Annotated in this window: 16 protein-coding genes; 8 read left to right on the top strand and 8 right to left on the bottom strand. The window is 65.4% G+C overall.

Annotated elements, in window-relative coordinates; translation table 11 throughout:
- Positions 1–4: 4 nt before the first annotated feature.
- Positions 5–193, top strand: coding sequence for a 4-oxalocrotonate tautomerase (locus GEV02_RS01950; protein WP_152836258.1), 189 nt, complete (start codon positions 5–7; stop codon positions 191–193).
- Positions 194–308: 115 nt separating this feature from the next.
- Positions 309–989 (top strand): substrate-binding periplasmic protein, encoded by a 681-nt coding sequence (locus tag GEV02_RS01945; RefSeq protein ID WP_328595713.1) that lies wholly within the window; start codon positions 309–311, stop codon positions 987–989.
- Here the strand turns inward: GEV02_RS01945 and GEV02_RS01940 are convergent.
- Positions 986–1,936, bottom strand: a complete 951-nt coding sequence (locus GEV02_RS01940) for an NAD(P)H-binding protein (RefSeq protein ID WP_152836256.1) — start codon at positions 1,934–1,936, stop codon at positions 986–988. The two genes, GEV02_RS01945 and GEV02_RS01940, sit on opposite strands and share 4 nt — an antisense overlap.
- Before the next feature lie 95 nt (positions 1,937–2,031).
- Between GEV02_RS01940 and GEV02_RS01935 the strand changes: the two genes are divergently transcribed.
- The gene (locus GEV02_RS01935) at positions 2,032–2,931 is read left to right on the top strand and encodes a LysR family transcriptional regulator (RefSeq protein WP_152836255.1); all 900 of its coding nucleotides are present in this window, start codon (positions 2,032–2,034) and stop codon (positions 2,929–2,931) included.
- A gap of 8 nt (positions 2,932–2,939) precedes the next feature.
- On the opposite strand, the gene GEV02_RS01930 is transcribed toward GEV02_RS01935, so the two are convergent.
- Genes GEV02_RS01930 through gcl form a run of 7 tightly spaced genes read right to left on the bottom strand, consistent with a single transcriptional unit; the run spans position 2,940 to position 10,734 of the window.
- A complete protein-coding gene (locus GEV02_RS01930) occupies positions 2,940–3,686 on the bottom strand; it encodes a 4'-phosphopantetheinyl transferase family protein (RefSeq protein WP_152836254.1) in 747 nt (248 codons plus the stop codon).
- The gene (locus GEV02_RS01925) at positions 3,670–4,524 is read right to left on the bottom strand and encodes an urea transporter (protein WP_152836253.1); all 855 of its coding nucleotides are present in this window, start codon (positions 4,522–4,524) and stop codon (positions 3,670–3,672) included. The genes GEV02_RS01930 and GEV02_RS01925 overlap by 17 nt, the downstream gene beginning before the upstream one ends.
- On the bottom strand, positions 4,521–5,960 hold the full coding sequence (gene pyk, locus GEV02_RS01920) for a pyruvate kinase (protein WP_152836252.1): 1,440 nt from the start codon (positions 5,958–5,960) through the stop codon (positions 4,521–4,523). The genes GEV02_RS01925 and pyk overlap by 4 nt, the downstream gene beginning before the upstream one ends.
- 14 nt (positions 5,961–5,974) lie before the next feature.
- The gene (locus GEV02_RS01915) at positions 5,975–7,243 is read right to left on the bottom strand and encodes a glycerate kinase type-2 family protein (protein ID WP_152801198.1); all 1,269 of its coding nucleotides are present in this window, start codon (positions 7,241–7,243) and stop codon (positions 5,975–5,977) included.
- Positions 7,243–8,130 (bottom strand): 2-hydroxy-3-oxopropionate reductase, encoded by an 888-nt coding sequence (locus GEV02_RS01910; protein WP_152836251.1) that lies wholly within the window; start codon positions 8,128–8,130, stop codon positions 7,243–7,245. Before GEV02_RS01910 ends, GEV02_RS01915 begins: the two co-directional genes overlap by 1 nt.
- Before the next feature lie 37 nt (positions 8,131–8,167).
- Complete coding sequence (gene hyi / locus GEV02_RS01905) at positions 8,168–8,947, bottom strand: hydroxypyruvate isomerase (RefSeq protein ID WP_152836250.1); 780 nt, start codon at positions 8,945–8,947, stop codon at positions 8,168–8,170.
- Positions 8,948–8,958: 11 nt separating this feature from the next.
- Positions 8,959–10,734: a glyoxylate carboligase gene (gcl, locus tag GEV02_RS01900; protein WP_152836249.1), complete on the bottom strand. Its 1,776-nt coding sequence runs from the start codon at positions 10,732–10,734 to the stop codon at positions 8,959–8,961.
- A gap of 131 nt (positions 10,735–10,865) precedes the next feature.
- Here gcl and GEV02_RS01895 point away from each other — a divergent pair, with 131 nt between their 5' ends.
- The 5 genes from GEV02_RS01895 (at position 10,866) to GEV02_RS01875 (ending at position 26,650) form a co-directional block, all read left to right on the top strand.
- Complete coding sequence (locus GEV02_RS01895; protein ID WP_152836248.1) at positions 10,866–11,774, top strand: LysR family transcriptional regulator; 909 nt, start codon at positions 10,866–10,868, stop codon at positions 11,772–11,774.
- A 475-nt stretch (positions 11,775–12,249) separates the two neighbouring features.
- Complete coding sequence (locus tag GEV02_RS01890; protein ID WP_174998927.1) at positions 12,250–17,358, top strand: non-ribosomal peptide synthetase; 5,109 nt, start codon at positions 12,250–12,252, stop codon at positions 17,356–17,358.
- Between the two features lie 30 nt (positions 17,359–17,388).
- Complete coding sequence (locus GEV02_RS01885) at positions 17,389–20,739, top strand: non-ribosomal peptide synthetase (RefSeq protein WP_152836246.1); 3,351 nt, start codon at positions 17,389–17,391, stop codon at positions 20,737–20,739.
- Positions 20,736–25,307 carry a non-ribosomal peptide synthetase gene (locus tag GEV02_RS01880; RefSeq protein ID WP_152836245.1) on the top strand — a complete coding sequence of 1,524 codons (4,572 nt, stop codon included), beginning with the start codon at positions 20,736–20,738 and terminating at the stop codon, positions 25,305–25,307. Before GEV02_RS01885 ends, GEV02_RS01880 begins: the two co-directional genes overlap by 4 nt.
- On the top strand, positions 25,304–26,650 hold the full coding sequence (locus tag GEV02_RS01875) for an MFS transporter (protein WP_152836244.1): 1,347 nt from the start codon (positions 25,304–25,306) through the stop codon (positions 26,648–26,650). The genes GEV02_RS01880 and GEV02_RS01875 overlap by 4 nt, the downstream gene beginning before the upstream one ends.
- Positions 26,651–26,673 lie beyond the last annotated feature (23 nt).

Genomic DNA, 26,673 nt, shown 5'->3' with positions numbered 1-26,673 from the left:
CGCTATGCCAACTATCAACGTACAACTGTTCGAGGGCCGCACGCTGGAGCAAAAGCGCGCATTTGTCAAAGCCGTCACCGATGTCACCGTTCAGACGCTGGGGGCGTCGGCGGAGTCGGTCGACATCATCATCCATGAGTGCAAGCGCGAAAACTGGGCCACGGCGGGCAAGCTGTGGTCCGAACGAGCCTGACGGCGGAAATCGGATACGATATCGGTAGCGCAGTTCGCGCTGATCCGCTTATCGTCATATGAAACGAAGAACTCTACTTGGTCTGGCTGCGGCGCTCGGAAGCGGCGCAGGCTTGGTGCACGCCGCACAAGGGCGGCAACTGCGGGTCGTCACAACGCACTTGCCGCCTCTGGTCATCGAAAACGACGACAAGAATCCGGGCGTTCTGCGTGAACTGGTCGATGAATTGTGCAAACGGACGCTGACCTCCCTCAAGCTCGAATTCGTGCCCTGGAAGCGCGCGCTGTTCCTCGCCACATCGATGCCCGCCACCGCGATTTTTCCGCTTACCCGCCTGGCGGAACGGGAAGCCAAGTTCCGCTGGCTGGCACCGCTGTATGAAGAACACTATATGTTTTTGGCCGCTCGCAACGGCCGCTTCGATGTCCAGCACCCAGAAGAGATGAAAGCCCGCCACATAGCGCTGCTGCGTGGTGCGGCGCAGGCGGCGATTCTTCAAGATCTGGGCTATCGGAATATCGTCGAAGCGAATTCGATAGAAGAGATACACCGCTATCTGCTCAAAGGCATGGCCGATGCCGCCTTCGGCGAGCGGAACATCATTCAAAGCTCGCTCCAGAGCCGTTCGGCGCAAACCGACTTCCAGGTCAGCGCACCGGTGCGCACCACCACCGCCTGGCTGGCCGGCTCGCTGGATTTCGACGACGCCACCGTGCAGCTGTTCCAGCGCGCGAAGGCCGCCATGGACGCTGACGGCACTTCGCGGCGGCTACTGGCCAAGTACAACCTGCTTTAAATAGCGCCCAATCCGGCCAGCGTGCGCTTCACGGCCACGTCCAGCGGCGTGCGTGGCTCGGCGCCAAGGACCTGCACCAGGCGTTTGTTCGACATCAGCACCGGCTGCTGCCACAGGTAGCGCATCTCGCGCAGTTCACGGAACACGGCCACGAATGGCGAGGCCAAAGCCATGAGCCACCATGGGAAGGCGCCAGCCTTCAGCTCCGGCTTGCCGGCCGCGTTGGCGATGGCAGCGACCATCCGGGTGCCGTCGGCGTCCCAGTGTCCTTCCATCTGGAAGCGGGCGAAGGTCTCCAACTTGTCCTCATTCTCGACCAGACGCACCATGGTCTCGGCGACATCCGGCAGATAGGCCCATTGGTGGCCTATGCCTGCGCTGCCCGGATAGCTGATCGCCGTCAGCGGCTTGCCCGGTTTGACCAGCCCCTGAGCGAACCAGCTGTTACCGACCTTGGGACCGAAGAAGTCGCCGGCCCGCACGATCAGCGTACGCACTCCATCTGCAGCGGCGGCTTGCAGGCGTGCTTCCAGTTCGACGCGGATCGCCCCTTTGCGTGTTACAGGGCGTTGCGGCGATTCCTCGTCGATGATCGGGAACGCATCCGGGCCGTAGTTGTAGACGGTGCCAGGCAACAGGATGCGGGCGCCGCTGGCGCGGGCGGCGGCGATGCTGTTGTCGATCATCGGCACCACCAGCGCGCCCCAGTTGCGGTAACCGGGAGGGTTCACGGCGTGGACGATCAATTGAGTGCCCTGCGCTGCGCTGACAACGTCGTCGCGATTCATGGCGTCGCCGGCCAGCCATTGCATGCCGTCGCCGGACTTGGCGGCGCGTTGCGGATCGCGGTGCAGCGCCTTCACATTCCAGCCGCGCGCCACCAGAAGACGAGCCACTTCGCCGCCGATGCCGCCCGTCGCGCCCAGTACCAATGCTGTTTTTTTCATGATGATCTCCGTTTGGTGAGTTGATGGAGTCAGTGTCGCCCAAACCGGACTAAAAGAAAATTGGCGAAAACAGCATAGTAGCTATACAATTTCGTATGGCCATGAATGAACCTAACTGGGACTTGTACCGATCCTTTCTGTCCGTATTGACGGAGGGCTCGCTGTCGGGCGCCGCCCGCGCGCTGGGCTTGACCCAGCCGACGGTCGGCCGCCATATCGACGCGCTGGAGCAATCGCTATCACTGTCGCTGTTCACGCGCTCGCAGTCCGGCTTTATCCCGACCGACGCTGCTTACGCGCTCCAGTCGTACGCGGAGACGCTGGCCGCCACCTCTTCCGCTCTGTTGCGGGCGGCTTCAGGCCTGGGTCATGGGGAGATCAAGGGAACCGTCAGGATCACGGCGAGTGAAGTCGTCAGTGTTGAAGTGCTGCCGCCTATCCTGGCGCGGCTGACGCGCGCGCATCCCGGCATCACCATCGAGCTGGCCACGTCCAACCGCATCGAAAACCTGCTGCGGCGCGACGCCGATATCGCCGTGCGCATGCAGCGTCCGGAGCAGGATGTGCTGGTCGCGCGCCGCATCGGCAATATCGAACTGGGTTTCCACGCAAGGAAGGATTACCTGAAGCGCCGTGGCACGCCGCAAACGTGGGAGCAGATGGCGGAACATGCACTGATCGGCATCGACCGCGAAACCGCATTCACTCGCAAGCTGCAGCATCTGATGGGAGGCCTGCAAAACGCCTCTTTCGCGCTGCGCAGCGACAGCGACCTGGTACATCTGGCGTCAATCCGCGCTGGGCTTGGAATCGGCATCTGCCAGGTCAAGCTGGCCGAGCGCGATGCGCGGCTGGTGCGCGTAATACCCGACCTGTTGACCATCCCGATGGACACATGGCTGGCAATGCACGAAAACCTGCGCAGCAACCCGGCCTGCGCCACCACTTTCACAGCCCTGGCCGAGGGTCTCACCGAATATGCAAACGGTGGCTAGAACGCCAGTCACCAGAAAAAGCTGGTCAATGCTGAGCCATCCGGCAGGAACTCAAAAGCGATAGTACCCTGTCGCCCCTGCTGCCATTCAGGGCTCAGCGCGGCCTGGCAAACGAAGTGCAGTTCGCCGCGCCCGATATCCAGGCCAGTCAGCTCGATGGCCTCGAAACCAAAAAAACGACCTACGCGATAGAAGAGTGCCTTGTAAAAGGACTCCTTCCCCGAGAACGCAAGTGCCAACAGGACCGGATCGGGCAGCGCGCCTTCGCTTCGCAGCGTATCAAGCTCAGTTGCAGTCACGGCCAGCTTCACCACAGCTTCCCTTGCGTCGTCCGGAATTGGGGCTTCGATGTCGATGCCGATCCCGTTAGCCGCGCTGGTGGGCATGACCGCAGCACCCGCGTACCGCCCCTGGTGGGTAATGGAGCCTGTCATACCGGCCGGCCACACCGGTTCGCGCTGCGCTCCGGTCGTGACGTCGGCATCAACGGCGCCAGCGGCGCGCAAGGCGATACGCGCGGCCAGCCGTCCATGGAAGTATTCCGCTTGCCGTTTGGGCACGCTGTGCGAAATCGAAGGGGGCAACAACAGACCGGCTTGACGGAATGCGTCAACGCTGAAGTCCTCCGGAGAATACTCCAGAAGACACATGTCGATACCGCCTTGCAGTTTGCGCCACGTCGTCCGTGAAGTGTTCAATTTGATGGGAGTTGAGGATGGTGTGGCGAGAATATCCGATTCAACGACACCGTGCAAGCCAGGTCGCCAGGATGAATGGCAGCGTAAAGTATGCAAGGCCCGCGTCCCCCAGGCCAACGGACAGCGCGATGCTAAGCGCCGCTCCCGCAAACCGCAGCGGCCAGCGGGTTTGACTAGCGCTCAACGCAAGCATGGCCAGCGTGCCGTTGATGCCTGCGCCGGCGGCATGGGCTTCGATGCCGGAACCAGGCCAAAGCTGACCGGCCAGCGCAATCGCCAGCCATGACAACGCGGCGCCGGATAGCCCCCACATCGCCATATGCCAACGCCGGCGGGCCATGGCAGCCCACAGCAGCATGCCCAGCGGCGCGACGCCGATGAAGGCAGCCTGCCCCATCGAGCAAAACAAGTAGTTGACAACGCCGGTGCCGCAAGCGCCCACAGGCGGCGCCAATCCCTGCAGGCCGCTGCCCGCACCCAGCGCACCGGCGAGCCACATCATCAGCACGAACGGCAGCGTCAACGGCGGAATGCGCGCACGTTCGGCTGCGTAGGTCAGCACGGCCGTCAGCGCGCCCGCCGCCGCGATCCACAACAGCAGCGCTCCGCCCAACTGATAGCTGGCGCACAAACCGATGCCGGCCAGCGCGCCGTTATAACTGTATAAACCGTTATCACGGTGTTCTTGAGGAAGCTTCAGCGCCCATGCCGCCAGCGTGGCGCTGCTTACGCCAAGCACGCAACCCAATGCCAGCACCGGCCCGCTCAGGTACAGGCAAAGCAGCAGCACAGTGCCGAATATCGGCGAATCCTGGAAGTAGATCTGCCCGATCGCCGTCAACTGGCGTTGCAGCACCAAAGGCACTGCAACGCGAGGCACCGACGACAGGATCATGCCGCTGCAGGTTCGTCGGTCGGCCAGATCTGTGCGATGCGCAGCAGGTTGGTGCTGCCCGGCTGGCCGAACGGCACACCTGCCGTGATTGCGATCTGGTCGCCGGGCTGGCCGAAACCTTCACGCAGGGCTGCCTGGCAAGCCGCAGCCACCATGCGGTCCACATTGCGCACGTCCGGGCTGACCGTCGAATGCACGCCCCACGCCAACGCCAGACGACGCGCCGTTGACAAGTTGGGCGTGATGCTCAGGATAGGCGCCATCGGCCGCTCCCGCGCTGCGCGCAGGCTGGTGTGGCCGGAGCTGGTGTAAGTCACCGTCGCCACCGCGCCGACAATCTGCGTTACTTCGCGCAGCGCCGAGCAGATCGCATCGCCGCTATTGGGCATGGGCGCCTGGTTCTGAGCATCGATCATCTGGCGGTACAGCGGATCCTTCTCCACCTCGCAGATGATGCGGTTCATGATGGATACCGCTTCCGTCGGATAAGCGCCGCTGGCCGATTCCGCCGACAGCATCACCGCGTCCGCGCCGTCGTAAATGGCGCTGGCGACATCAGAGGCCTCCGCCCGCGTTGGCACCGGTGCGGAAATCATCGACTCAAGCATCTGCGTGGCGATCACAATCGGCTTGCCTTGCAGGCGGCAGGCGCGCAGGATGCGTTTCTGCACGCCGGGAACCCGCTCCGGCGGCACTTCCACACCCAGGTCGCCACGGGCTACCATGATGGCGTCGGATACGGCGACGATGGCGTCCAGCGCATCGAGCGCCGCGGGCTTTTCCAGCTTGGCCAGCAAGGCCGCGCGGTTGCCGACGATGGCGCGGGCCTGCACCAGATCCTCCGGCCGCTGCACGAAGGACAGCGCTATCCAGTCCGCGCCCATCTCCAGCGCGAAGTCCAGATCGCGCAAGTCTTTCTCCGTCAGCGCGGGGATCGGCAGCACCACATCCGGCACGTTGACGCCTTTGCGGTCCGACAGCACGCCGCCGTTGACGACGCGGGTGCGGATAACGCGGCCTTCGTTGCCCAGCACCGCGAGCCGCAGCTTGCCGTCATCCAGCAGCAGCGATTGGCCGGCGCCGATTACTTCGAACAGCTCCGGGTGCGGCAGGCATACCCGCTGCGCCGTGCCAGGCGCTGGGTCGCGGTCGAGTGAAAACTCCTGGCCCGCGACCAGCGTTACCTTGCCCTCGGCGAACTGGCCCACGCGCAGCTTGGGGCCCTGCAGGTCGGCCAGGATGGCGATCGGCCGTCCGACACTACGTTCAATCTCGCGCACGATATTGCAGCGCGCCTGATGGTCCTGGTGGGTGCCGTGGCTGAAATTGAAGCGGAACACATCGGCGCCCGCTTCGAACAGTGCCTGAATGGATTCCTTGCTGCTGCTGGCCGGGCCGAGCGTGGCCACGATTTTGGCCTGACGTTGACGTCGCATTGGGTGTTCCTTTTTTACAGAATTAAGACGGCGCGGAAGTCATTGACGTTGGTGCGGGTCGGGCCGCTGACCACCAGATCGTTCAAGGCGCTGAAGTAGCCGTAGCCGTCGTTGTTTTCCAGCAGAGTCTTGGCGCGCAGTTTCTGCGTCAGGCCGCGCTCCAGCGAATCGGGGCTGTACAGCGCACCTGCGTTATCCTCCGAGCCATCGATGCCGTCGGTATCGCAAGCCACGGCGTGGATGCCTGGATGGCCGTCCAGCGCCACCGCAAGGCTGAGCAGGAATTCGGCGTTGCGCCCGCCCCGCCCCGAACCGCGTACAGTGACTGTGGTCTCCCCGCCGGAGATGATGACGCAGGGCCGCTGGAACGGCTGGCCACGAGCAGCCACCTGCTTCGCCATCGCCGCATGGACGATGGCGACATCGCGTGACTCGCCCTCGATTCCGTCGGACAGAATGTAGGGCGTGATGCCGACCGCGCTTGCATGTGCGGCCGCAGCCTCCAGCGCGTCCTGCGCGATGGCGATGACGTGATGGCTGTTGCGGGCGAAGCGCGGGTCGCCCGGCTTGGGCGTCTCGCCGGCGCCGGATTCCAGGTGCTCGCGGATGCTGTCCGGGATGGCGATGTCGTACTTGCGCAGCACCGCCAGCGCGTCGGCGCAGGTGGTCGGATCGGGCAGCGTCGGACCGCTGGCGATGATGCCAGGGTCGTCGCCGGGTACGTCGGAGATCAGCAGCGTGACCACGCGCGCCGGTGCGCAGGCCAGCGCCAGCCGGCCGCCCTTGATGGCTGACAGATGCTTGCGCACGCAGTTCATCTCGGAGATGGCGGCGCCGCTCTTCAGCAAGGCCTTGTTCAGCGCCTGCTTCTGTTCCAGCGTGATGCCGGGCGCGGGCAACGCCAGCAGCGATGAGCCGCCGCCGGAAATCAGGCACAACACCAGATCGTTCTCGCTCAGGCCTTTAACCATCTCCATCATGCGGCCCGCAGCTGCGCGGCCGGCTTCGTCCGGCACCGGATGGGCCGCTTCGATCACTTCGATGCGCTCGCAGTCCACGCCATGCTCGTAGCGCGTGACGACCAGGCCGGAGATGTCACCCTTCCAGTGACGCTCGACGGCGCGCGCCATGGCGGCGGCGCCCTTGCCTGCGCCGATCACCAGCGTGCGGCCGTTCTTCGGCGGCTCCGGCAGAAACGCCGGCAGGCATTTCTCCGCGCTGACAGCGTCCACCGCGCTGCCGTACAGATCGAGCAGGAATTGGCGTGGATTCAGCGTGCTCATTATGCCTCGGCGATCTGGTGGTTGGACATCAGTTCGATCGCGCGGCACAGGGCCGAGTGGTCCATGCCGCCCAGGCCATTGGCCGCGCAGGCATTCATCAGCTCCTGCGCCATCGCGGTATTCGGCAGCGACACGCCCATCGCCTTGGCGCCTTGCAGCGCCAGGTTCAAGTCCTTCTGGTGCAGTTCGATGCGGAAGCCCGGGTTGAAGGTGCGCTTGACCATGCGCTCGCCGTGCACTTCCAGAATGCGCGAGTTGGCGAAGCCACCCATCAGCGCCGAGCGTACCTTGGCAGGATCTGCGCCGGCCTTCGATGCGAACAGCAGCGCTTCAGCCACGGCCTGGATGTTCAGCGCCACGATGATCTGGTTGGCGACCTTGGTGGTCTGGCCGTCGCCGTTGCCGCCGACCAGGGTGATGTTCTTGCCCATCAGTTCAAACAGCGGCTTGACGATGTCGAACGCCGCTTCCGAGCCGCCGACCATGATGGTCAACGAGCCTGCCTTGGCGCCCACTTCGCCGCCGGAGACCGGCGCATCCAGGTATTCGCAACCGAGGGCGTTGATCCTCTTGGCGAACTTCTTGGTTTCGATAGGCGAAATCGAGCTCATGTCGACCACGATGGTGTTCGGACGCAGGCCTTTGGCTACGCCTTCTTCGCCGAACAGCGCTGCTTCAACGTGCGGCGTATCCGGCACCATGACGATGATGATGTCGGCGCGGGCGGCCACTTCGGCGGCCGAGGTGCAGACGGTGGCGCCGGCTTCGATCAGCGGGAACGGCGGGTTCTTGATGTCGTGCAGGTACAGTTTGTGGCCGCCGTTGAGCAGGTGCTGCGCCATCGGAGCGCCCATGATACCCAGACCAATAAATCCAACTCGAGACATGATATTTTCCTTGTAAATATGTGGTTCAAACGTCTAATCAAACGCCGTGGGCGGCGCGCCAGCCCAGGCCTGCTTCCGTTGTGGTGCGCGGCTTGTATTCGCAGCCGATCCAGCCGCCGTAGCCCGCAGCATCCAGCTGCTCGAACAGGTAGCGGTAGTTGATCTCGCCGGTGCCCGGTTCGTTGCGGCCCGGGTTGTCCGCCAGCTGCACGTGGCCGATCAATTGCAGGTGCTTCTTGATCGTGTTCGTCAGCTCACCCTCCATGCGCTGCATGTGATAGATGTCGTACTGGATGAACAGGTTGTCCGAGCCCACCGCCGCGATCAGCGACGCCGCCTGCGCCGTATTGGTCAGGAAGAAGCCGGGAATGTCGTAGCTGTTGATCGGCTCAATCAGCAGGCGGATGCCTTCGTCCTTCAAGGCCTCGGCGGCGAAGCGCAGGTTGTCCACCAGCGTGACCTGCGCGTCCTGCCGCGTCACGCCTTGCGGCACGATGCCGACCAGGCAGTTCAGCTGCTTGACGCCCAGCTCCTTGGCGTAGGCGATGGCAGTCCACACGCCGTCGCGGAACTCTGCCACGCGGTCCGGATGACAGGCGATGCCGCGCTCGCCCGCTTCCCAATGGCCGGCCGGCAGATTGTGGAGCACCAGTTCCAGCTTGTTGGCCTTCAGGCGCTCGGACAGGTCGCGGGCGCTATACGCATACGGGAACAGGAATTCCACCGCCTGGAAACCGGTACGGGCCGCCGCTTCGAAGCGGTCGATGAACGGCACCTCGGTGAACAGCATGGTCAGGTTGGCTGCAAGTTTGGTCATGTCGTTTCCTCTCAATCCAGCAGGGAGATCGCGGTTGGAGCGTCGGCGCCGCGCAGCGCCAGCTCTTCGAACTCGTTGATCTTGTCGATGTCGGTCCCCATGGCGATGTTGGTCACGCGCTCCAGGATCACTTCCACCACCACCGGCACCTTGAACTCTTCCATCCACTTGTTGGCCTGTTCGAAGGCGGCCGGCAGATCGTCGGCGTTGGTGACGCGGATGGCTTTGCAGCCCAGGCCTTCCACCACGGCGATGTGATCGACGCCGTAGCCGTTCAGTTCCGGCGCGTTGATGTTCTCGAACGACAGCTGTACGCAGAAGTCCATGTCGAAGCCGCGCTGCGACTGGCGGATCAAGCCGAGGTAGGAGTTGTTGACCACCACATGCAGGTAAGGCAGCTTGAATTGCGCACCCACTGCCAGCTCTTCGATCATGAACTGGAAGTCGTAGTCGCCGGAGATCGCCACGACCTTGCGCTGCGGGTCGGCGGCCACCACACCCAGCGCGGCGGAGATGGTCCAGCCCAGCGGGCCTGCCTGGCCGCAGTTGATCCAGTGGCGCGCGTTGTACACGTGCAGGAACTGCGCGGCGGCGATCTGCGACAGGCCGATGGTGCTGACGTAGCAGGTGTCGCGGCCGAAGGCCTTGTTCATCTCTTCGTACACGCGCTGCGGCTTGACGGGCACCTGTTCGAAGTGGGTCTTACGGTGCATGGTGCGCTTGCGTTCATTGCACTGCGCTACCCATGCGGAACGGTCTTTCAGCTTGCCGGCGGCCTTCCACTCGGTCGCCACTTCGATCATCAGTTTCAGCGCGGCGCCGGCGTCGGAGACGATGCCGAAGTCCGGACCGAAGACGCGGCCGATCTGGGTCGGTTCGATATCGATGTGGACGAATTTACGGTCCTTGGTGTACACCTCGATGGTGCCGGTATGGCGGTTGGCCCAGCGGTTGCCGATGCCGAACACGAAGTCCGAGGCCAGCAGCGTGGCATTGCCGTAGCGGTGGCTGGTCTGCAGGCCGACCATGCCGACCATCAGCTTGTGGTCATCCGGGATCGCGCCCCATGCCATCAGCGTCGGGATCACCGGCACGCCGGTCAGCTCCGCGAACTGCACCAGCAGGTCGGAGGCATCGGCGTTGATGACGCCACCGCCGGCCGTAATCAGCGGGTGCTCGGAGTCGTTCAACATCGTCAGCGCTTTTTCGATCTGGGCGCGGGTGGCCTTCGGCTTGTAGGCTTCCAGCGGCTGATAGGTGTCCGGGTCGAATTCGATTTCAGCCATCTGCACGTCGAACGGCAGATCAACCAGCACCGGGCCTGGACGGCCGGAGCGCATGATGTGGAAGGCCTGCTGGAATACCATCGGCACCAGCGCAGGCTCGCGCACGGTCACCGCCCACTTGGTCACCGGTTTGGCGATGGATTCGATATCGACCGCCTGGAAGTCTTCCTTGTACAACCGGGCACGCGGAGCCTGGCCGGTAATGCAGAGGATAGGTATGGAATCTGCCTGAGCCGAATACAGGCCGGTAATCATGTCGGTGCCGGCGGGGCCGGAGGTGCCGATGCACACGCCGATATTGCCTGCCTTGGCGCGGGTGTAGCCCTCGGCCATGTGCGAAGCGCCTTCGACGTGGCGCGCCAGTATGTGCTTGGCGCTGCCCTGCTTCTTCAATGCCGCGTAAAATGGGTTGATCGCGGCGCCCGGAACTCCGAACACCTGATTCACGCCCTCTTTTTCCAAAACGATTGCTGCTGCCTGCGCTGCTGTCATCCGTGCCATGATTGTCCCCTGATGGTTAAGTACTGAACTTGATGGGATCATCGTAGCGGGAAAGGCCGGCTGTGATAAGAAGACAAACTCTCGCTTTATTCGATACTCAAAATATGGAATAAGTGTGGAATAATCGGGTTATGGATAAACTGACGCAAATCGAGGCCTTCGTCGACGTGGCCGAAAAGGGCAGCCTGGTACGCGCCGCGATGGGGCAGCACATCACGCCCGTCATGCTGGGCAGGCGTATCGATGCGCTGGAAAAGCGCCTGGGTGTAAAGCTGATGCACCGCACGACGCGGCACCTGACGCTGACCGAACAAGGCACGCTCTATCTGGACCATTGCCGCAAATTGCTCGCGGATCTGGGCCATGCGGACCGCATGGTGTCTGAAGGACGGCACCGCGCCACCGGCCACCTGATTGTGTCGGCGCCGGCGGCGTTCGGCCGCAAGCACGTGGCGCCCCATGCGGCAGGCTTTGTGCGCGCGCATCCCGACGTGCAGATCTCCTTTAATCTCACCGACCGCGTGGTGGACCTGGTACGTGATGGCTACGATGTCGGCATCCGCATCGGCGGCGTGATCGATCCGAGCTTCGTCGCCGTCAAACTGGCCAGCAACCGCCGCGTGGTCTGCGGCACGCCGGACTACTTTGAACGCCACGGCATACCGCGCACGCTGGACGACCTCTCCCACCACAACTGCCTGGCCTTCAACCTGCAGGGCGGCCAGCAGCGCGGCTGGTATTTCCAGCATCAAGGCAAGCAGGTGACGGTGCGCGCGGACGGCAATTTGAACTGCAATGACGGCGAACTGCTGCACCGCTGGGCCACCGAGGGACTGGGCCTGGCGTGGCGGTCTTCATGGGAGATCGAATCGCAGCTGGCGTCGGGCGAACTGATCACGGTGCTGGACGATTTCGCATTGCCTCACTACGACATCATGGCTGTCTATCCGCAACAACGACACTTGCCTGCCAAGGTGCGTTTCTTCATCGACATGCTCAAGGAAATTTACGCCCGGCCGGATTATTGGCTGCGGCGCTAGCGTTTTTGTAGTCAATTTGTCACGCAAAGGCGGCCAATGGCCGCCTTTTTTTATTTTCGATAAAAAAAATATCGTTCGCGCTGACAACATCTCAGCTTTTTTTGACAATTTTGTGAGTTTTGTTACTTTTTGGCACTCTTTTTGTTAAATATTTGATATTAAAATGGCACTTACTTTTAACTTGATAGCTAGATTATTTTTATAACAACTTGCATAAGGCAAGCAAATCGTGCAAAAGCGCGCCTTATACGGATTATAAAACGTACGCGGTATACCACAAATTGACAGAAAAGATTATCTGTTGGATAAAAGTGACGGAAAGGCATTTACGTAAAAAAGTGTAACAACGGTGCTATATTTTCGTTGGTAAATAGACATCGACTATCAATCGTATGTCTATGAAGAAAGATGGTCACAACCCATCTCGCCCCAACTTTTTTTGCGACGTGCCGACATGGTTTTGAGCAACTCAGTTTTGGAAGTCCCCGCTTTTCAGCCGGTTCCCTCCGATTACAACGCCACCACCCGCCCCTATCCGCGGGATGGATTGGTCCACCAGGTTTTTGAGCAAGCCGCCGCCGCCACGCCGGATCGCATCGCGATCGACTGCGCCGGCCGCACCTTCAGCTACGATGACGTCAACCGCCGCGCCAACCAGCTGGCCCGCCGCCTGATCGCGCTCGGCGTGCAGCCGGACCAGCGCATCGCACTGGTCCTCGATCGCAGCGCCGAGATGGTCATCGCCACCCTCGCCGTGCTGAAGGCCGGCGCCGCCTACCTGCCGCTCGACCCGGCCACGCCGGCCGAGCGCCTGGCCGCCATCCTGGCCGACGCCACGCCGGCGGCGATCCTGTGCGACGCCCCCATCGCCGGGCAGCCGTCCACCGTGGTTCAGCTGTCGCTGCGTAGCGAGGCGGAGCACATCGGCCGGCTGCCGACGCATAATCCCGACGCCGCCGCGCTGGGACTGCACGCGCGCCACCTGGCGTACGTGATGTACACCTCCGGCTCCACCGGCATGCCCAAGGGCGTGATGATCGAACACCGCAACGTGTTGCGGCTGGCCGTCAACGCCGGCTTTGCACCGCTGACCGAGGCCGATTGCGTGGCGCACTGCGCCAACCCGGCCTTCGACGCCGCCACCTGGGAGATCTGGGGCGCGCTGCTCAACGGCGCTCGCGTGCTGGTGATCGCAGCGGACACGCTGCTGCGGCCGCGCGACTTCTGCCAGGCGCTGATCGACGGCGGCGCCACAGCGCTGTGGATGACCGCAGGCCTGTTCAACGAATACGCCGACGAGCTGGAACCTGCCTTCGCCCGTCTGACCTGGCTGCTGGCCGGCGGCGACGTGCTCGATGCGCGCCGGGTGGCGCAGGTGCTGTCCAAGCCCGGACGCCCGCGCCATCTGCTCAACGGCTACGGCCCGACCGAGACCACCACCTTCGCCACCACCTTCGCGATCGACGCGGCGGCGGCACAAGCAGGCAGCATTCCCATCGGCCGCCCGATCGGCAACACCCAGATCCACATCCTCGACGAACAGGGCAAGCCGGTAGCGCTGGGCGTCACCGGCGAAATCCACATCGGCGGCGACGGCGTGGGTCGCGGCTACCTCAATCGTCCGGAACTGAGCGCGGAGCGCTTCATCGCCGATCCGTTCAGCGACGATCCGGCCGCACGGCTGTACCGCAGCGGCGATCTGGGACGCTGGCGCAAAGACGGCGTGGTCGAATTCGTCGGGCGTAACGATTTTCAGGTCAAGCTGCGCGGCTTCCGCATCGAGCTGGGTGAAATCGAAGCCCGCCTCGCAGCATGCGACGGCGTGCGCGAAGCGCTGGTGCTGCTGCGCGGGGACAGCCCCGGCGACAAGCACCTGATCGGCTACCTGGTCGGCGCCGGCATCGACAAACAGGCGGTGCGCGAACGCATCAAGGCCGAACTGCCGGCATACATGCTGCCTGCGAGCCTGGTGGTGCTGGAGCGCTTCCCGCTGACGGTCAACGGCAAGGTCGATCGCAAGGCCCTGCCTGCGCCGGAACGCGAAGACGCGGCGGCCGGTGATTTCGAAGCGCCGCAGGGCGAACACGAAACCGCGCTGGCGGCGATCTGGCAGGATCTGCTGGCGCTGCGGCAGGTAGGCCGCCACGACAACTTCTTCGAACTTGGCGGGCATTCGCTGATGGTGCTTCGGCTGGTGGCGAGGCTGCGCCAGGACCTCGGCGTCGAACTGTCGCCGCGCGCGCTGTTCGAGCAGGCCAGCCTGTCCGGCATGGCGGGCCTGCTGGCCAGCGCCGGGCGGGCCAGTTGGACGCCGATGAACGCCAGTACGCATGACGGCGAAGCGCCGCTGTCGCATGCCCAGCAGCGCCTGTGGTTCCTCAACCAGCTCGATCCGGCCGCCGGTCTGGCTTATAACATGCCCGTCTGCTACCGCCTGAGCGGGCCGCTGAACGAGGATGCGCTGAAGGCCGCGCTGTCGCGCATCGTTGCGCGCCACGACAGCCTGCGCACCAGCTTTGCGGCGGCCGACGGCGTGCCGGTGCAGCGCGTCGCCGCGCCCGGACAGGCGGCGCCTTTGCTGGAGCAGGACCTGAGCTATCTGCCACCCGAAGACCAGGCCGCGGCGCGCGGCGCACTGTACGCCGCCGAAATCGCCCGTCCCTTCGACCTGGCGTCCGGCCCGCTGTTCCGCGCACTGCTGCTGCGCCTCGCGCCCGAAAACCACGAACTGCTGCTGATCCAGCATCACATCATCTCCGATGGCTGGTCCATGGGCGTAATCAAGGAGGAACTGGCGACGCTGTACGGCGCCTATCTTGAAGGCCGGGCCGATCCGCTGCCGCCGCTGCCCCTGCAGTATGCCGACTACGCCGCCTGGCAACGCCGTCCCGAACAAACCGCCGCGCTGCAACGCCAGCTGGCGTACTGGCGCAGCCACCTGGAAGGCGCACCGGCACTGCTGGAACTGCCGGGCGATCGTCCGCGCCCCGAACGGCAAAGCTATCGCGGCAGCCGCGTCGCCTTCGCGCTCGATGCGGATGCCGCTTCGGCGTTGCGCAGCCTGGCGCTGCGCCACAACGCCACGCTGTTCATGGTGCTGCTGGCCGGCTGGTCCTGTCTGCTGTCCCGCATGAGCGGCCAGTTCGACATCGTCGTCGGCACGCCGGTCGCCAACCGCTCGCGCCCCGAACTGGAAGCGATGATCGGCTTCTTCGTCAACACGCTGGCGCTGCGCGTACGGCTGGATGACAATCCGACGGTCGCCCAGATCCTGTCAGGCGTCCGCAGCGCCACGCTCTCCGCCTACGAGCATCAGGAACTGCCCTTCGACCATCTGGTGGAAGCCCTCAATCCGCCACGCAGCATGGCATACGGCCCGCTGTTCCAGACCGTTGTCGCATTGGACAACACTGCACGCGACAATGGCGCCCCGCTATCAGGCCTGAACCTGGAGCCTGCCCCCCTGCCACATAGCACCACGCACTTCGACCTGTCGCTGCTGGTCGCCGACAATGGCGTGGGCGTCGCCGGCTACCTGGAATACGCCAGCGATTTGTTCAACCACACCAGCGTCCAGCAGCTGGGCGACAGCCTGAAGTCGATGCTGGCGGCGATGGCGGCCGGCGACACGCAGACGCTCAGCCGCCTGCCGCTGCTGTCGGCGCCGGCGCGCGCGAGGCTGCTGAAGGCGTTCAACCCCGCACCCACCGCCTATCCACACGACGCACTAGTCCACCAGCTGTTCGAGCAAGCCGCCGCAGCCAATCCGGATGCCATCGCCATCGAACACGCCGGCCAGCGCATCGCCTATGGTGATCTGGACCGCCGCGCCAACCAGCTGGCGCACGAGTTGCTGGCTCGCGGCCTGCAACCCGAGGACCGCGTGGCGCTGGTGTTCGAACGCAGCCCGCTGCTGATCGTCGCCATGCTGGCGGTGCTGAAGGCCGGCGGCGCCTACGTGCCGCTGGAAGCGGACACCCCGCCTCCACGCATCGTCCAGATCCTCGGCGACTCGGCGACACGGCTGGTGCTGTGCGCGCAGCCATTGGACGGTCTTGATTCCGGCTGCCCGCAACTGGCGCTGGCTGGCGCGGACGATGCCGCCCGCGTATCGGCACGGCCGGTGCACAATCCCTGCGTAACGGGACTGCACGCCCGCAATCTGGCCTATGTCATGTACACCTCCGGCTCCACCGGTGTGCCGAAAGGCGTGATGATCGAGCACCGCAACATCTTGCGCCTGGTCGTCAACAGCGGCTACGCACCGCTGGCCGCGCACGACCGCGTGGCTCACTGCGCCAATCCCGCCTTCGACGCAGCCACCTGGGAAATCTGGGGCGCCCTGCTCAACGGCGCCCGCGTGGTGGTGATCGACAGCGCCACGGTGCTGCGGCCGCAGGCCTTCAACCAGGCCTTGCTGGATGGCGGCGTCACGGCGCTGTGGCTGACGGTCGGCCTGTTCAATCAATACGCGGACGATCTGGAACCGGCTTTCGCCGCACTTGCTTGCCTGCTGGTCGGCGGCGATGTACTCGACGCACGGCGCATCGCCCACGTATTGGGCAAGGCACGGCGGCCCAAGCGTCTGCTCAACGGCTACGGCCCGACCGAGACCACCACCTTCGCCACCACTTTCGAGATCGGCGCGGCGGCGGCCAATGCGCGCTCCATCCCGATCGGCAAACCGATCGCCAACACCACCGTGTACATCCTCGACCAGGAAAGCCAGCCGGTGCCGCCCGGTGTCGCAGGCGAGATCTGGATCGGCGGCGACGGCGTGGCGCGCGGCTACATGAACCGCCCGGAGCAAACCGCCGAACGCTTCATCCGCGATCCATTCAGCACCGATCCGGAAGCACGACTGTATCGCAGCGGCGACCTCGGACGCTGGAAGGCCGACGGCAATATCGAATTCATCGGCCGCAACGACAGCCAGGTCAAGCTGCGCGGTTTCCGCATCGAGCTGGGTGAGATCGAAGCCAGGCTGGCTGGCTGCGCCGGCGTGCGCGAAGCGCTGGTGCTGCTGCGCGAGGACAGCCCCGGCGACAAACGCCTGGTGGCCTACCTCACCGCCACCCAAGGCGCGATACTCGACACGGCCGCCATCCGCGACCAGGTCAGAGCCGTGCTGCCGGCCTACATGGTACCGGCCATCCTGCTGCCGCTGGAGCGTCTGCCGCTGACGCCGAATGGAAAAGTGGACCGCCGCGCACTGCCTGCGCCACAGGCCACGCCCATGCGCAACGATACCTCCACGCCGCTCAACGACGAGGAAGCGGCGCTGGCCGAGCACTGGCGCGAACTGCTGCGCCAGCCGCATATCAACGCCGAGGACAGCTTCTTCGACCTCGGTGGCCACTCGCTACTGGCCGCCCGGCTGGTGGCGCGCATCGAACAGCAGCACGGCATCGAGTTCCCGCTCGGCGCCGTGTTCGAAGCGCCGCAGTTGCGGCAGATGGCGGCGCGCATCGCCATCGAACGCGCCAACTGCCAACCCGACGTCCTGCATCAACTGCTGCAACAGCTCGACAACCTGAGCGACGCACAAGCCAGCGCACAGCTTCATCGCACAGCCAGCCAGTGACGCGCTCTCACAACCACCACGGATAATCACATGAACGATCTGAATCAACGCCTGGCGGGCCTCTCGCCAGAGAAACGCGCATTGCTGATGCAACAGCTGAGCAAGCAGGCCGCCCCCGCCGTCAGCAAGGCGATCGGCCGCAGGGCGCGGCCGCAACGGCTGCCGCTGTCGTTCGCCCAGCAGCGGTTGTGGTTTCTCGACCAGCTCGAACCCGGCTCGCCCGCCTACAACGTGCCAAGCGCGATGTGGCTGCGCGGCCGCACCGAACGCCACCTCCTGGAACGTGCGCTGAGCGAGATCGTCGCCCGCCACGAAGTCCTGCGCACCGTGATGGCGCGCGACGAGCAAGGGCCGTATCAGAAGGTGCTGCCGGCCGCTCCGTTCGCGCTGGCCTTGCACGATGTCGGCGCACTGCCGCCCGCAGAGCGGCGCGACGCCGCCTTGCACCTTGCGCGGCAGGAGGCGCGCACCCCGTTCAAGCTGGATGCCGGCCCGCTGCTGCGCGCCACGCTGATCCGGCTGGACGACGCCGAACACCTGTTTGTGCTTAACGCCCACCATATCGCGTTTGACGGCTGGTCCAACGGTGTGCTGTACGGAGAACTGTGTGCGTTGTATGAAGCATTCCAGGCCGGCCAGCCCTCGCCGCTGCCGGAACTGCCGGTCCAGTATGCCGACTACACCCTGTGGCAGAACGAGCTGCTGGCCGAGGACAGCGAAGCGCTGGCCAAGCAGCTGGCGTACTGGCATGAGCGCCTGTCTGGCCAGTTGCCGGTGCTGGAACTGCCGGGCGACCGCGCCCGTCCCGCCGTGCAAAGCAAGCGTGGCGCGGCGCGCTGCCACCGCATCAGCGCGCAGCAGTACGAAGACATCAAACGCTTCGGCCGTGACGAAGGCGCTACGCCTTTCATGGTGGTGGCGGCCGCGTTCCAGACTTTGTTGGCCCGCTACACCGGCCAGCAGGACCAGATCGTCGGCGTCGGCGTGGCCAACCGCCGCCGCCAGGAACTGGAGCCGCTGGTCGGCTTCTTCGTCAACACGCTGGCGCTGCGCACCGACCTGTCGGGCGATCCAAGCTTCCGCGAGCTGCTGGCGCGGGTCAAGGAAGGCACGCTCGGCGCCTATTCGCACCAGGACCTGCCGATCGAGCGCCTGCTGGAAGAGCTGGAACTCGAACGCTCGATGAGCCACTCGCCGCTGTTCCAGGTGATGCTGTTCTTCCAGAACTTCCCAGCGCAGGAAGTACAACTGCCCGGCCTGACCCTGCATCCGACCGAACATGGCGCCCTCGACGCCGGCACCAGCCGCTCGGACCTGACGCTGTTCGCCGGCGAGGAACACGGCGGTCTGACGCTCTACATCGAATACGCCACCGATTTGTTCGAAGCCGCGACCATCGACGCTTTCGCCGGCCATTTGACACAGCTGCTGCGCAGCGCCGTCGGCGCACCGCAGCAACACCTGTCCGTGCTGGAGATTCTGGCGCCGCAAGAGCGCCGCCAACTGCTGCTCGACTGGAACGACAGCGCCTGCGACACTCAGGCCTACTCCAGCGTCCACGCGATGATCGAAGCACAAGCGGCGAGCACGCCGGATGCCGAGGCGCTGCGTCACCTGGGTCGCAGCATGTCCTACGGTGAACTGGACCAGCGCGCCAACGCACTGGCGGGGCAGTTGGTGGCGCGCGGTGTGGTCGCGGGCGATCTGGTCGGCCTGTTCATGCGGCGCTCGCCGGAAATGCTGGTCGCGCTGCTGGGCATCCTGAAGGCCGGTGCGGCCTATGTTCCGCTAGACCCTGCGTATCCCGCCGACCGCATCGCCTTCATGCTGGATGACAGCGCCGCCAAACTGGTCGTCTCCGAACAGGTGCTGAGGGCGGAACTGCCGCAAACAGCGCGGCAAGTGTTGATGATCGACGACCTGCCGGCCGGCGCGCCCGCAGTCGACGTGGCGCAGGACGGCGATGCCATCGCCTACGTCATCTACACCTCCGGCTCCACCGGCCGCCCGAAAGGCGTGCGGCTGCCGCACCACGCCGTGGTCAATTTCCTGGTCTCGATGGCGCAGCGCCCCGGCATGACGGCGGCCGACCGGATCTGCGCCGTCACCACGCTGTCGTTCGACATCGCGGTGCTGGAACTGCTGCTGCCGCTGACGCTGGGCGCCAGCATCGAGATCGCCGATCCAGCCACCGCCGCCGACGGCGCGGCCCTGGCCCGCCTGCTCGACAGCTCCAACGCCACCATCATGCAGGCCACGCCGGCGACCTGGCGCATGCTGCTCGGCGCCGGCTGGTCCGGCCGCCCCGGCCTGACTGCGCTGAGCGGCGGCGAGCCGCTGACACGCGACCTGGCGGACAGCCTGCTGGCCTGCACCGGTGCGCTGTGGAATATGTACGGTCCTACCGAAACCACCATCTGGTCCACGTTGGAGAAGGTCCAACCGGGCGTGGAGCCGATCACCATCGGCCAACCGATCGCCAATACGCAGATCTATATCGTCGACGCCAACATGCAGCTGCTGCCGGCCGGCGTGCCGGGCGAAATGCTGATCGGCGGCGCCGGCGTCGCCAGCGGCTACCTGCACCGCCCCGAGCTGACGGCGGAAAAATTCATCGCCGATCCATTCGTCCCGGGGGGCACGCTGTACCGCAGCGGCGACCTCGCCCGCCGCACCCGCGACGGCCGCATCGAAGTGCTGGGCCGGATCGACAACCAGGTCAAGCTGCGCGGCTACCGCATCGAACTGGGCGAGATCGAGTCCGTGCTGCAGGAACATGCCGCCGTCGGCCAGGCCGTGGTGATCTGCCGCGAAGACCGTCCCGGCGACAAGCGCCTGGTCGCCTACCTGGTGAACACCAGTGACGATGCTGCACGCCCGTCCGCCGCCGACCTGCGCAACCACGCGGCTGCGCACCTGCCGGAGTACATGCTGCCATCGGCCTACGTGCACCTGGATCAGCTGCCGCTGACACCGAACGGCAAGATCGACCGCCGCGCACTGCCCCAGCCCGACGCCTCGGCCAGCGCGGCCGCAGGCTATCGCGCGCCGCGCAACGCTGAAGAAGAAGTGCTCTGCGGGCTGTGGGCGGAAGTACTGGGCCTGCCGCAAGTCGGCATCGACGACGACTTCTTCAAGCTGGGCGGCCACTCGCTGCTCGCCACGCGCCTGATGATGCGGATCCAGCAAAGCCTGGGCGCCGAACTGGCCTTGCGCACGCTGTTCGAAGCACCCAGCGTAGCGGCCTTCGCCGACCTGCTGATGCGCGACCGGCTGGATGGAATCGATGACAGCGCATTGAACGGCATGCTCGACCAACTCGAAGGCCTCTCCGATGAACATATCGAAGCGCTGCTGAACGGCGCACTGGAAACCCCATGACTCACGATCGAGCAAGCGGCGGCGCAGCGGCGCCGCTCGATGCGCGCCTGGCGCGCCTGACCCCGCAGCAACGCGAACTGCTGCGCAAGCGGCTGAGCGGCGCGGCCCCCGCCGCCGCGCTGCCAGCAAGCATCGTCGACGCGGTAGGCCGGCTTGCGCCGGTGCCGGACGGCGTACCGTTCCCACAGGCTCCGGCGCAGCAACGCATCTGGTTCTTCGAGCGTCTGCAGCCTGGCAGCGGCGCCTACAACCTCTATCAGCACTACCGCCTGCGTGGCCCGCTGAGTGAATCGGCGCTGGCGGCCGCCTTCGACGCGATCGTCGCCCGCCACGCGGCGCTGCGCACCAGCTTTGGCGAAGAGAATGGCAAGCCGGTGCAGACCGTCCATGCGTCAGCCACGCTGGAAATCGAACGTCACGACCTGTCGATGCTGGCGCCGGACCAGCGGGAACTGCGTATCACGCAATTGCTGGCGCTGGAGAATACGCGCCCCATCGACCTGTCGCGCGCGCCGCTGCTGCGCGTCGGCCTGGCGCACGTGGGCGATGAAGACCATGTGCTAATGGTCGTCATACACCACATCGTCGGCGACGCCTGGTCCTGCGGCGTGCTCCACGAAGAACTGCAAGCGTGCTACAACGCCTCCATCTGCCGCCAGCCGCTGGACGGCCTGCTGCCAGCTTTGCCTGTGCGCTATCCGGACATCGTTCAATGGCAAAGCGACCAGCTGCACCAGCAAAAACTGGCCGGCCAGGTCGAGTTCTGGCGCGGCGCCATGAATGGCGTCAGCGGCCTGCTGGCGCTGCCGACCGACAAACCGCGTCCGGATATATTGGGCACGCGGGGTGCATCTCTGGTATCGCTGCTGCCGCAAACCCTGGTCGACCGCCTCGAACAGACGGCGCGCACCGAAAACGCCACGCTGTTCATGGCGCTGCTGGCCGCGTTCCAATCGCTGCTCAGCCGCCACGCCGGGCAGGAAGACGTGGTGCTCGGCACGCCATTCGCCAATCGCGGCGCCGAGGAATTCGAACCGGTGATCGGCCTGTTCGCCAACACGCTGCCGCTGCGTGGCGACTTGTCCGGCGATCCGTCCCTGCGCCAGTTGCTGGCGCGCACCCGCAGCCACTGCCTCGATGCCTTCAGCAACGCCGATGCCCCGCTTGAACGCATCGTCGATGCGCTCGCGCTGGAGCGGGTGCCGGGACGCAGCGCGCTGTTCCAGGCCATGTTCGTTCTGCAGCCGGGCAAGGAGCCGGAGTTGCAGCTGCATGGACTCGCCTCCACCTCCGTGCGCACCGGCATCGATACGGCGCGCTTCGAGCTGACGCTGTCGCTGTCGGCCCATGACGACGGCATGCTGGCCACCTTCGACTACAACACCGATCTGTTCGACCACGCCACCATCGAGCGGCTGAGCGAACAATATAAGGCGCTGCTGGAGCAGGCGCTGGAGAATCCGGATAGCCCGATGTCGCAGCTTCCGCTGCTGAATGAAGCACAGCGCATGGAGCTGCTGGCACTGGCCGACGGCGGCCCCGCCGCGGCCGTGCTGGCGCCGCCCGACGGTGGCAACCTGTATGGCTGGATCGCGGCGCAGGCCGCGCGCACTCCGCAGGCCGTCGCCGTCGCCGCCGATGGCCGCAGCCTGACCTACGCCGAACTGACGCAGCGCGCCGGCGACGCCGCCCGGCACTTGCTGACGCTCGGCGCAGCCCCCGGCAAGCGCGTCGCGCTGATGGCCGACCGATCCGCCGAAGCGATGATCGGCCTGCTGGCCATCGTCGCCACCGGCGCGGCTTACGTGCCGCTGGATCCATCGCATCCCGACGAACGGCTGCGCTTCATGCTGGACGACTCGCAAGCACTGGCGTTGCTGACGCCGGACACGCTGCACCAGCGCGCCACCACACTGGCCGCGTCGTCCGGCCTGCCCGTGGCGTCCACTATACAGCCGGCCGGTCAGCAGTTCGCGGCTGTCGCAGTCGCGCCGACGGATGCCGCCTATGTCATCTACACATCCGGCTCCACAGGCACGCCGAAGGGCGTCGCGGTCAGCCACGCCAACGCCATCAACCTGACGCAGGCCTTCCTGCAACGCCATGAATTTTCCGGCCAACGCCTGCTGATGCTGCCGTCGTTACAGTTCGACGCTTCCGTCGGCGATATCTTCCCCGCCCTGGCTTGCGGCGCCGCGCTGGTGCTGCATCCATCGCCGAACGAACTGGGACCGCACGAGCTGGAACGCTACTGCGAGCAGCACGCCATCACCGCCATCGACGCCCCGGCAGCCCTATGGCGACGCTGGACCGACGGCTACGCGCAGGTGCGGCACGACGACGACCTGCTGCCCGGACTGCGCATGATGATGTTCGGCGGCGAAGCCGTTCCGCTGTCGCAGGTGCGCCGCTTTGCGCGCTTGACCGGCGGGCGCGTCACCTTGAGTAACCACTATGGCCCGACCGAGGCGACCGTCTGCGCGGCCATGCTCAACACCCGTGACGGCGCCGGTTTCGATGGCGCCGAACTGCCCATCGGCCGTCCGCTGCCCGGAGTACAGGTGCATATCCTGGACAGCCATGGCCAACTGGCGCCACGCGGCGTCATCGGCGAGCTTTGCATCGGCGGCGCGGGGGTCGCGCTGGGCTACCTGAACGCACCGCAGATGAACGAGACGCGCTTCGTAGCGGACACCTTCGCCACCGCCCATGCGGATGGCTCGGAAGCGCCGCGCCTTTACCGCAGCGGCGACCTGGCACGCTGGAACGCCGACGGCACGCTGCATTTCGTCGGCCGCCGCGACCACCAGGTCAAGCTGCGGGGATTCCGCATCGAACTGGGCGAAGTGGAAAGCGCCATCTGCGAATGTCCCGGCGTCAGCGCTGCAGTGGCGACCGTGCATGAACTGGCGCCGGGAGACCGCAGACTGCTGGCCTACTTTGTCGCCGGACCGGAACTAAGCGTCGCCGACCTGCGCAGCTACCTGGCCAGTCGTCTGCCGGACGCCATGCAGCCATCGCTGTACCAACGGCTTGACGCGCTGCCGTTGACCGTCAACGGCAAGATCGACCGTCGCGCCCTGCCGTCGCCATCGGCACAGCAAACGACAGCGCGCGTGCTCAAGCCTGCGGCAACCGACACCGAAGCCGCCATCATGCAGCTGTGGCGCGAACTGCTGGGCCGCGAAGAAATGAGCGTGGACGATGAATTCTTCAACGTCGGCGGCGACTCGCTACTCACATTGCCGCTGGTATTCCGGCTCGGTCAGGCGTTTGGCGTCACGGTGCCACTGAGCGCAGTGTTTTCCGCGCCCACCATCGAAGCCATGGCCAAGCTGGTCGACGACCTGCGCGCCGGCGTGGCTGCGCCGGTATTGGACCTGGCGGCGCAAGCCGCCTTGCCAGACGATATAGTGCCAGCCCGTGCCGCGCCGCCAACCGCGCCACGCGCCGCGCCTCGTTCGGTACTGATCACCGGTGCGACAGGTTTCCTCGGCGCCTATCTGCTGCGCGACCTGCTCGACACGACCGATGCCGAAATGGTGTGCCTAGTGCGTGCCGCCACGCCGTCGGAATGCGTGCAGCGCATCCGCGCCAACCTGCAAAGCTACGGCTTGTGGCATGACGGCGACGAGCGGCGCATCTTACCGCTGCAAGGCGATCTCGCCGCGCCGGACCTCGGGCTGGATGCCGCGACCTTCTCCGCGATGGCGGCCCGTGTCGATGTGATCTTCCACAATGGCGGCCAGGTCAACTTCCTGGCGCCATACGAAAGCCTGGCGGCGGCCAACGCCGGCGGCACGCTGGCTGTATTGCGGCTGGCCTCCAGCGTCCGACTCAAGCCGGTGCATCTGGTCTCCACGCTGGGCGTGTACGTCACGGAGGACCAACTGGATGCGACCGTCCGCGAACGCTCCGCGCCACCGAAGGCGGAAACCCAGCAAGGCGGCTACAACCAAAGCAAATGGGTGGCCGAACAGTTGGCGCTGGCGGCACGTGCACGCGGCCTGCCTGTCGCCGTCTACCGGCCGGCACGCATTACCGGCGACAGCCGCACCGGCGGCTGCAATCTGGGCGACTACTTCAGCTCCTGGATCAAGGGCTGCGTGCAACTGGGCCTGGCGCCGCGCATGGACGGCGAAGGCTTCGACATGGCGCCGGTGGACTATGTCAGCCGCGCCATCGTCCAGCTGGCGCTCGGCGCCGGGGACCAGAATGGCAATTTCCACTTCCTCAACCCGCATCGCATGACGCTGGACGAACTGGTGGCGACATTGCGCGCGTCCGGCTACGCGGTGGACCAGGCGGACTACGGCGCCTGGAGGACCGCACTGCAGGAAGCCGCCGCCCGGTCTCGCGACAATGCGCTGGCAACGTTCGCGCCGCTGTTCCCGGAGCAGGTGGACGCGCGCGAGCCCAGCTTCGATTGCAGCGCGACGATGGACGCGGTAGCGCCGCTGGGCACCGTCTGCCCGCCGGCCGACCGCGCGCTGCTGGAGACCTACATCGCCTTCATGCAGCAGCGCGGATTCCTGCCGGCGCCACGCCGTAACGAGGCAGCAGCATGAGCCGCTACTCTGGACTGCGCAACTTCCTGCTGATCTGGTTCGGTCAGCTGATCTCCGGCGTCGGCTCGCGCCTGTCGGCTTTCGCACTGGGCATCTGGGTCTTGCAGGATACCGGTTCAACGACACGCTTCGCGCTGATCTTCGTCGCCATGTCGGTACCTGCGCTGCTGGTGTCGCCGCTGGCCGGCGCGCTGGTGGACCGCTGGGACAGGCGGCGCACGATGCTGTGCTGCGAGCTGCTGTCGGCCGCCACCATGCTGTCGCTGGCGGCACTGCTGGCCGCCGGCCGCCTGGAACTCTGGCATATCTACGCCGCCGTCGCCGTCACGGCGGTGGCCAATGCCTTCCTTGCGCCGGCCTACTCGGCCAGCATTCCTCTGCTTGCCAGCCGCGACCAGCTGACCCGCGTCAACGGCCTGGTACAAACCGGCGCCGCCGTCGCCCAGGTGGCAGGACCGCTGCTGGCAGGCGTGCTCGTGACCACCTTCAGCCTGCATGGCGTACTGATGATCGACGCCGCCAGCTTCCTCGCCGGCGCCATCGCATTGGCGCTGGCCCGTGTACCAAGGCCGGAACGCAGCGAAGGAGGCGAGAGCCTTTGGCGCGAGGCCGGCGACGGCTTCCGCTACGTACGTCAGCGCGGCGGCCTGCTTGGCTTGCTGTCGGTCTTCGGCGTCAATAACTTCCTGTTCGGGATCGCCAGCATCGCCATCACCCCGCTGGTGTTGTCGTTCGCCGATCCGGCGCGACTGGGGCTGCAGATGGGCATAGGCGGCGCCGGCCTGCTGCTCGGCGGACTGGCGATGACCGTGACCGGCGGTCCACGCCGCCGCATCCATGGAATGCTGGGCTGTTCGGTGCTGGCCGGATTGGCGATCGCCGTGCACGGGCTGGCGCCGTCGTTCGTACTGGTGACTGCAGCGGGCTTCGCGATGTTCGCCGTGCTGCCTGCCATCAGCGCTTCCAACGACAGCATCTGGCAGAGCAAAGTGCCGGCCGAACTGCAGGGCCGCTGCTTCGCGATCCAGCGGCTGCTGTCGGAAGCCGCCATGCCGCTCGGTTACTGCCTCGCCGGGCCGCTGGCCGAGCACCTGTTCGAACCGATGCTGGCACCAGGCGGCGCGCTGGCCGGCTCGGTCGGACTGCTAATCGGCACCGGGCCCGGTCGCGGAATAGGCCTGATGTTCATCGTCCTCGGTCTGCTGATGGCGGCGGTCGCCATGGCGGCCTACTGCATCAAGGCGATACGCCAGGTCGAACAACTGCCGGACGCGATCAGCGGCCCGGCGCAAACAGAAACGGCGCGGACGCCGGCAACCACAACGTATCGCGAGCCGGCATGAACTTAACTCCGACAAGCGTGCAT

This window comes from Rugamonas aquatica (genome assembly GCF_009380215.1).
Taxonomy (GTDB): domain Bacteria; phylum Pseudomonadota; class Gammaproteobacteria; order Burkholderiales; family Burkholderiaceae_D; genus Rugamonas; species Rugamonas aquatica_B.
The sequence above is the reverse complement of the archived record's forward strand: the minus strand, read 5'-3'. Positions and strand labels throughout refer to the sequence as shown.

Bases quoted from the DNA above. Each gene is read 5' to 3' on its own strand.
- GEV02_RS01885 (WP_152836246.1), top strand. From the start codon at position 17,389: ATGAACGATCTGAATCAACGCCTGGCGGGCCTCTCGCCAGAGAAACGC.
- GEV02_RS01910 (WP_152836251.1), bottom strand. From the start codon at position 8,130: ATGTCTCGAGTTGGATTTATTGGTCTGGGTATCATGGGCGCTCCGATG.
- GEV02_RS01915 (WP_152801198.1), bottom strand. From the start codon at position 7,243: ATGAGCACGCTGAATCCACGCCAATTCCTGCTCGATCTGTACGGCAGC.
- pyk (WP_152836252.1), bottom strand. From the start codon at position 5,960: ATGCGACGTCAACGTCAGGCCAAAATCGTGGCCACGCTCGGCCCGGCC.
- GEV02_RS01925 (WP_152836253.1), bottom strand. From the start codon at position 4,524: ATGATCCTGTCGTCGGTGCCTCGCGTTGCAGTGCCTTTGGTGCTGCAA.
- GEV02_RS01895 (WP_152836248.1), top strand. From the start codon at position 10,866: ATGGATAAACTGACGCAAATCGAGGCCTTCGTCGACGTGGCCGAAAAG.
- GEV02_RS01880 (WP_152836245.1), top strand. From the start codon at position 20,736: ATGACTCACGATCGAGCAAGCGGCGGCGCAGCGGCGCCGCTCGATGCG.
- gcl (WP_152836249.1), bottom strand. From the start codon at position 10,734: ATGGCACGGATGACAGCAGCGCAGGCAGCAGCAATCGTTTTGGAAAAA.
- hyi (WP_152836250.1), bottom strand. From the start codon at position 8,947: ATGACCAAACTTGCAGCCAACCTGACCATGCTGTTCACCGAGGTGCCG.
- GEV02_RS01935 (WP_152836255.1), top strand. From the start codon at position 2,032: ATGGCCATGAATGAACCTAACTGGGACTTGTACCGATCCTTTCTGTCC.
- GEV02_RS01940 (WP_152836256.1), bottom strand. From the start codon at position 1,936: ATGAAAAAAACAGCATTGGTACTGGGCGCGACGGGCGGCATCGGCGGC.
- GEV02_RS01950 (WP_152836258.1), top strand. From the start codon at position 5: ATGCCAACTATCAACGTACAACTGTTCGAGGGCCGCACGCTGGAGCAA.
- GEV02_RS01875 (WP_152836244.1), top strand. From the start codon at position 25,304: ATGAGCCGCTACTCTGGACTGCGCAACTTCCTGCTGATCTGGTTCGGT.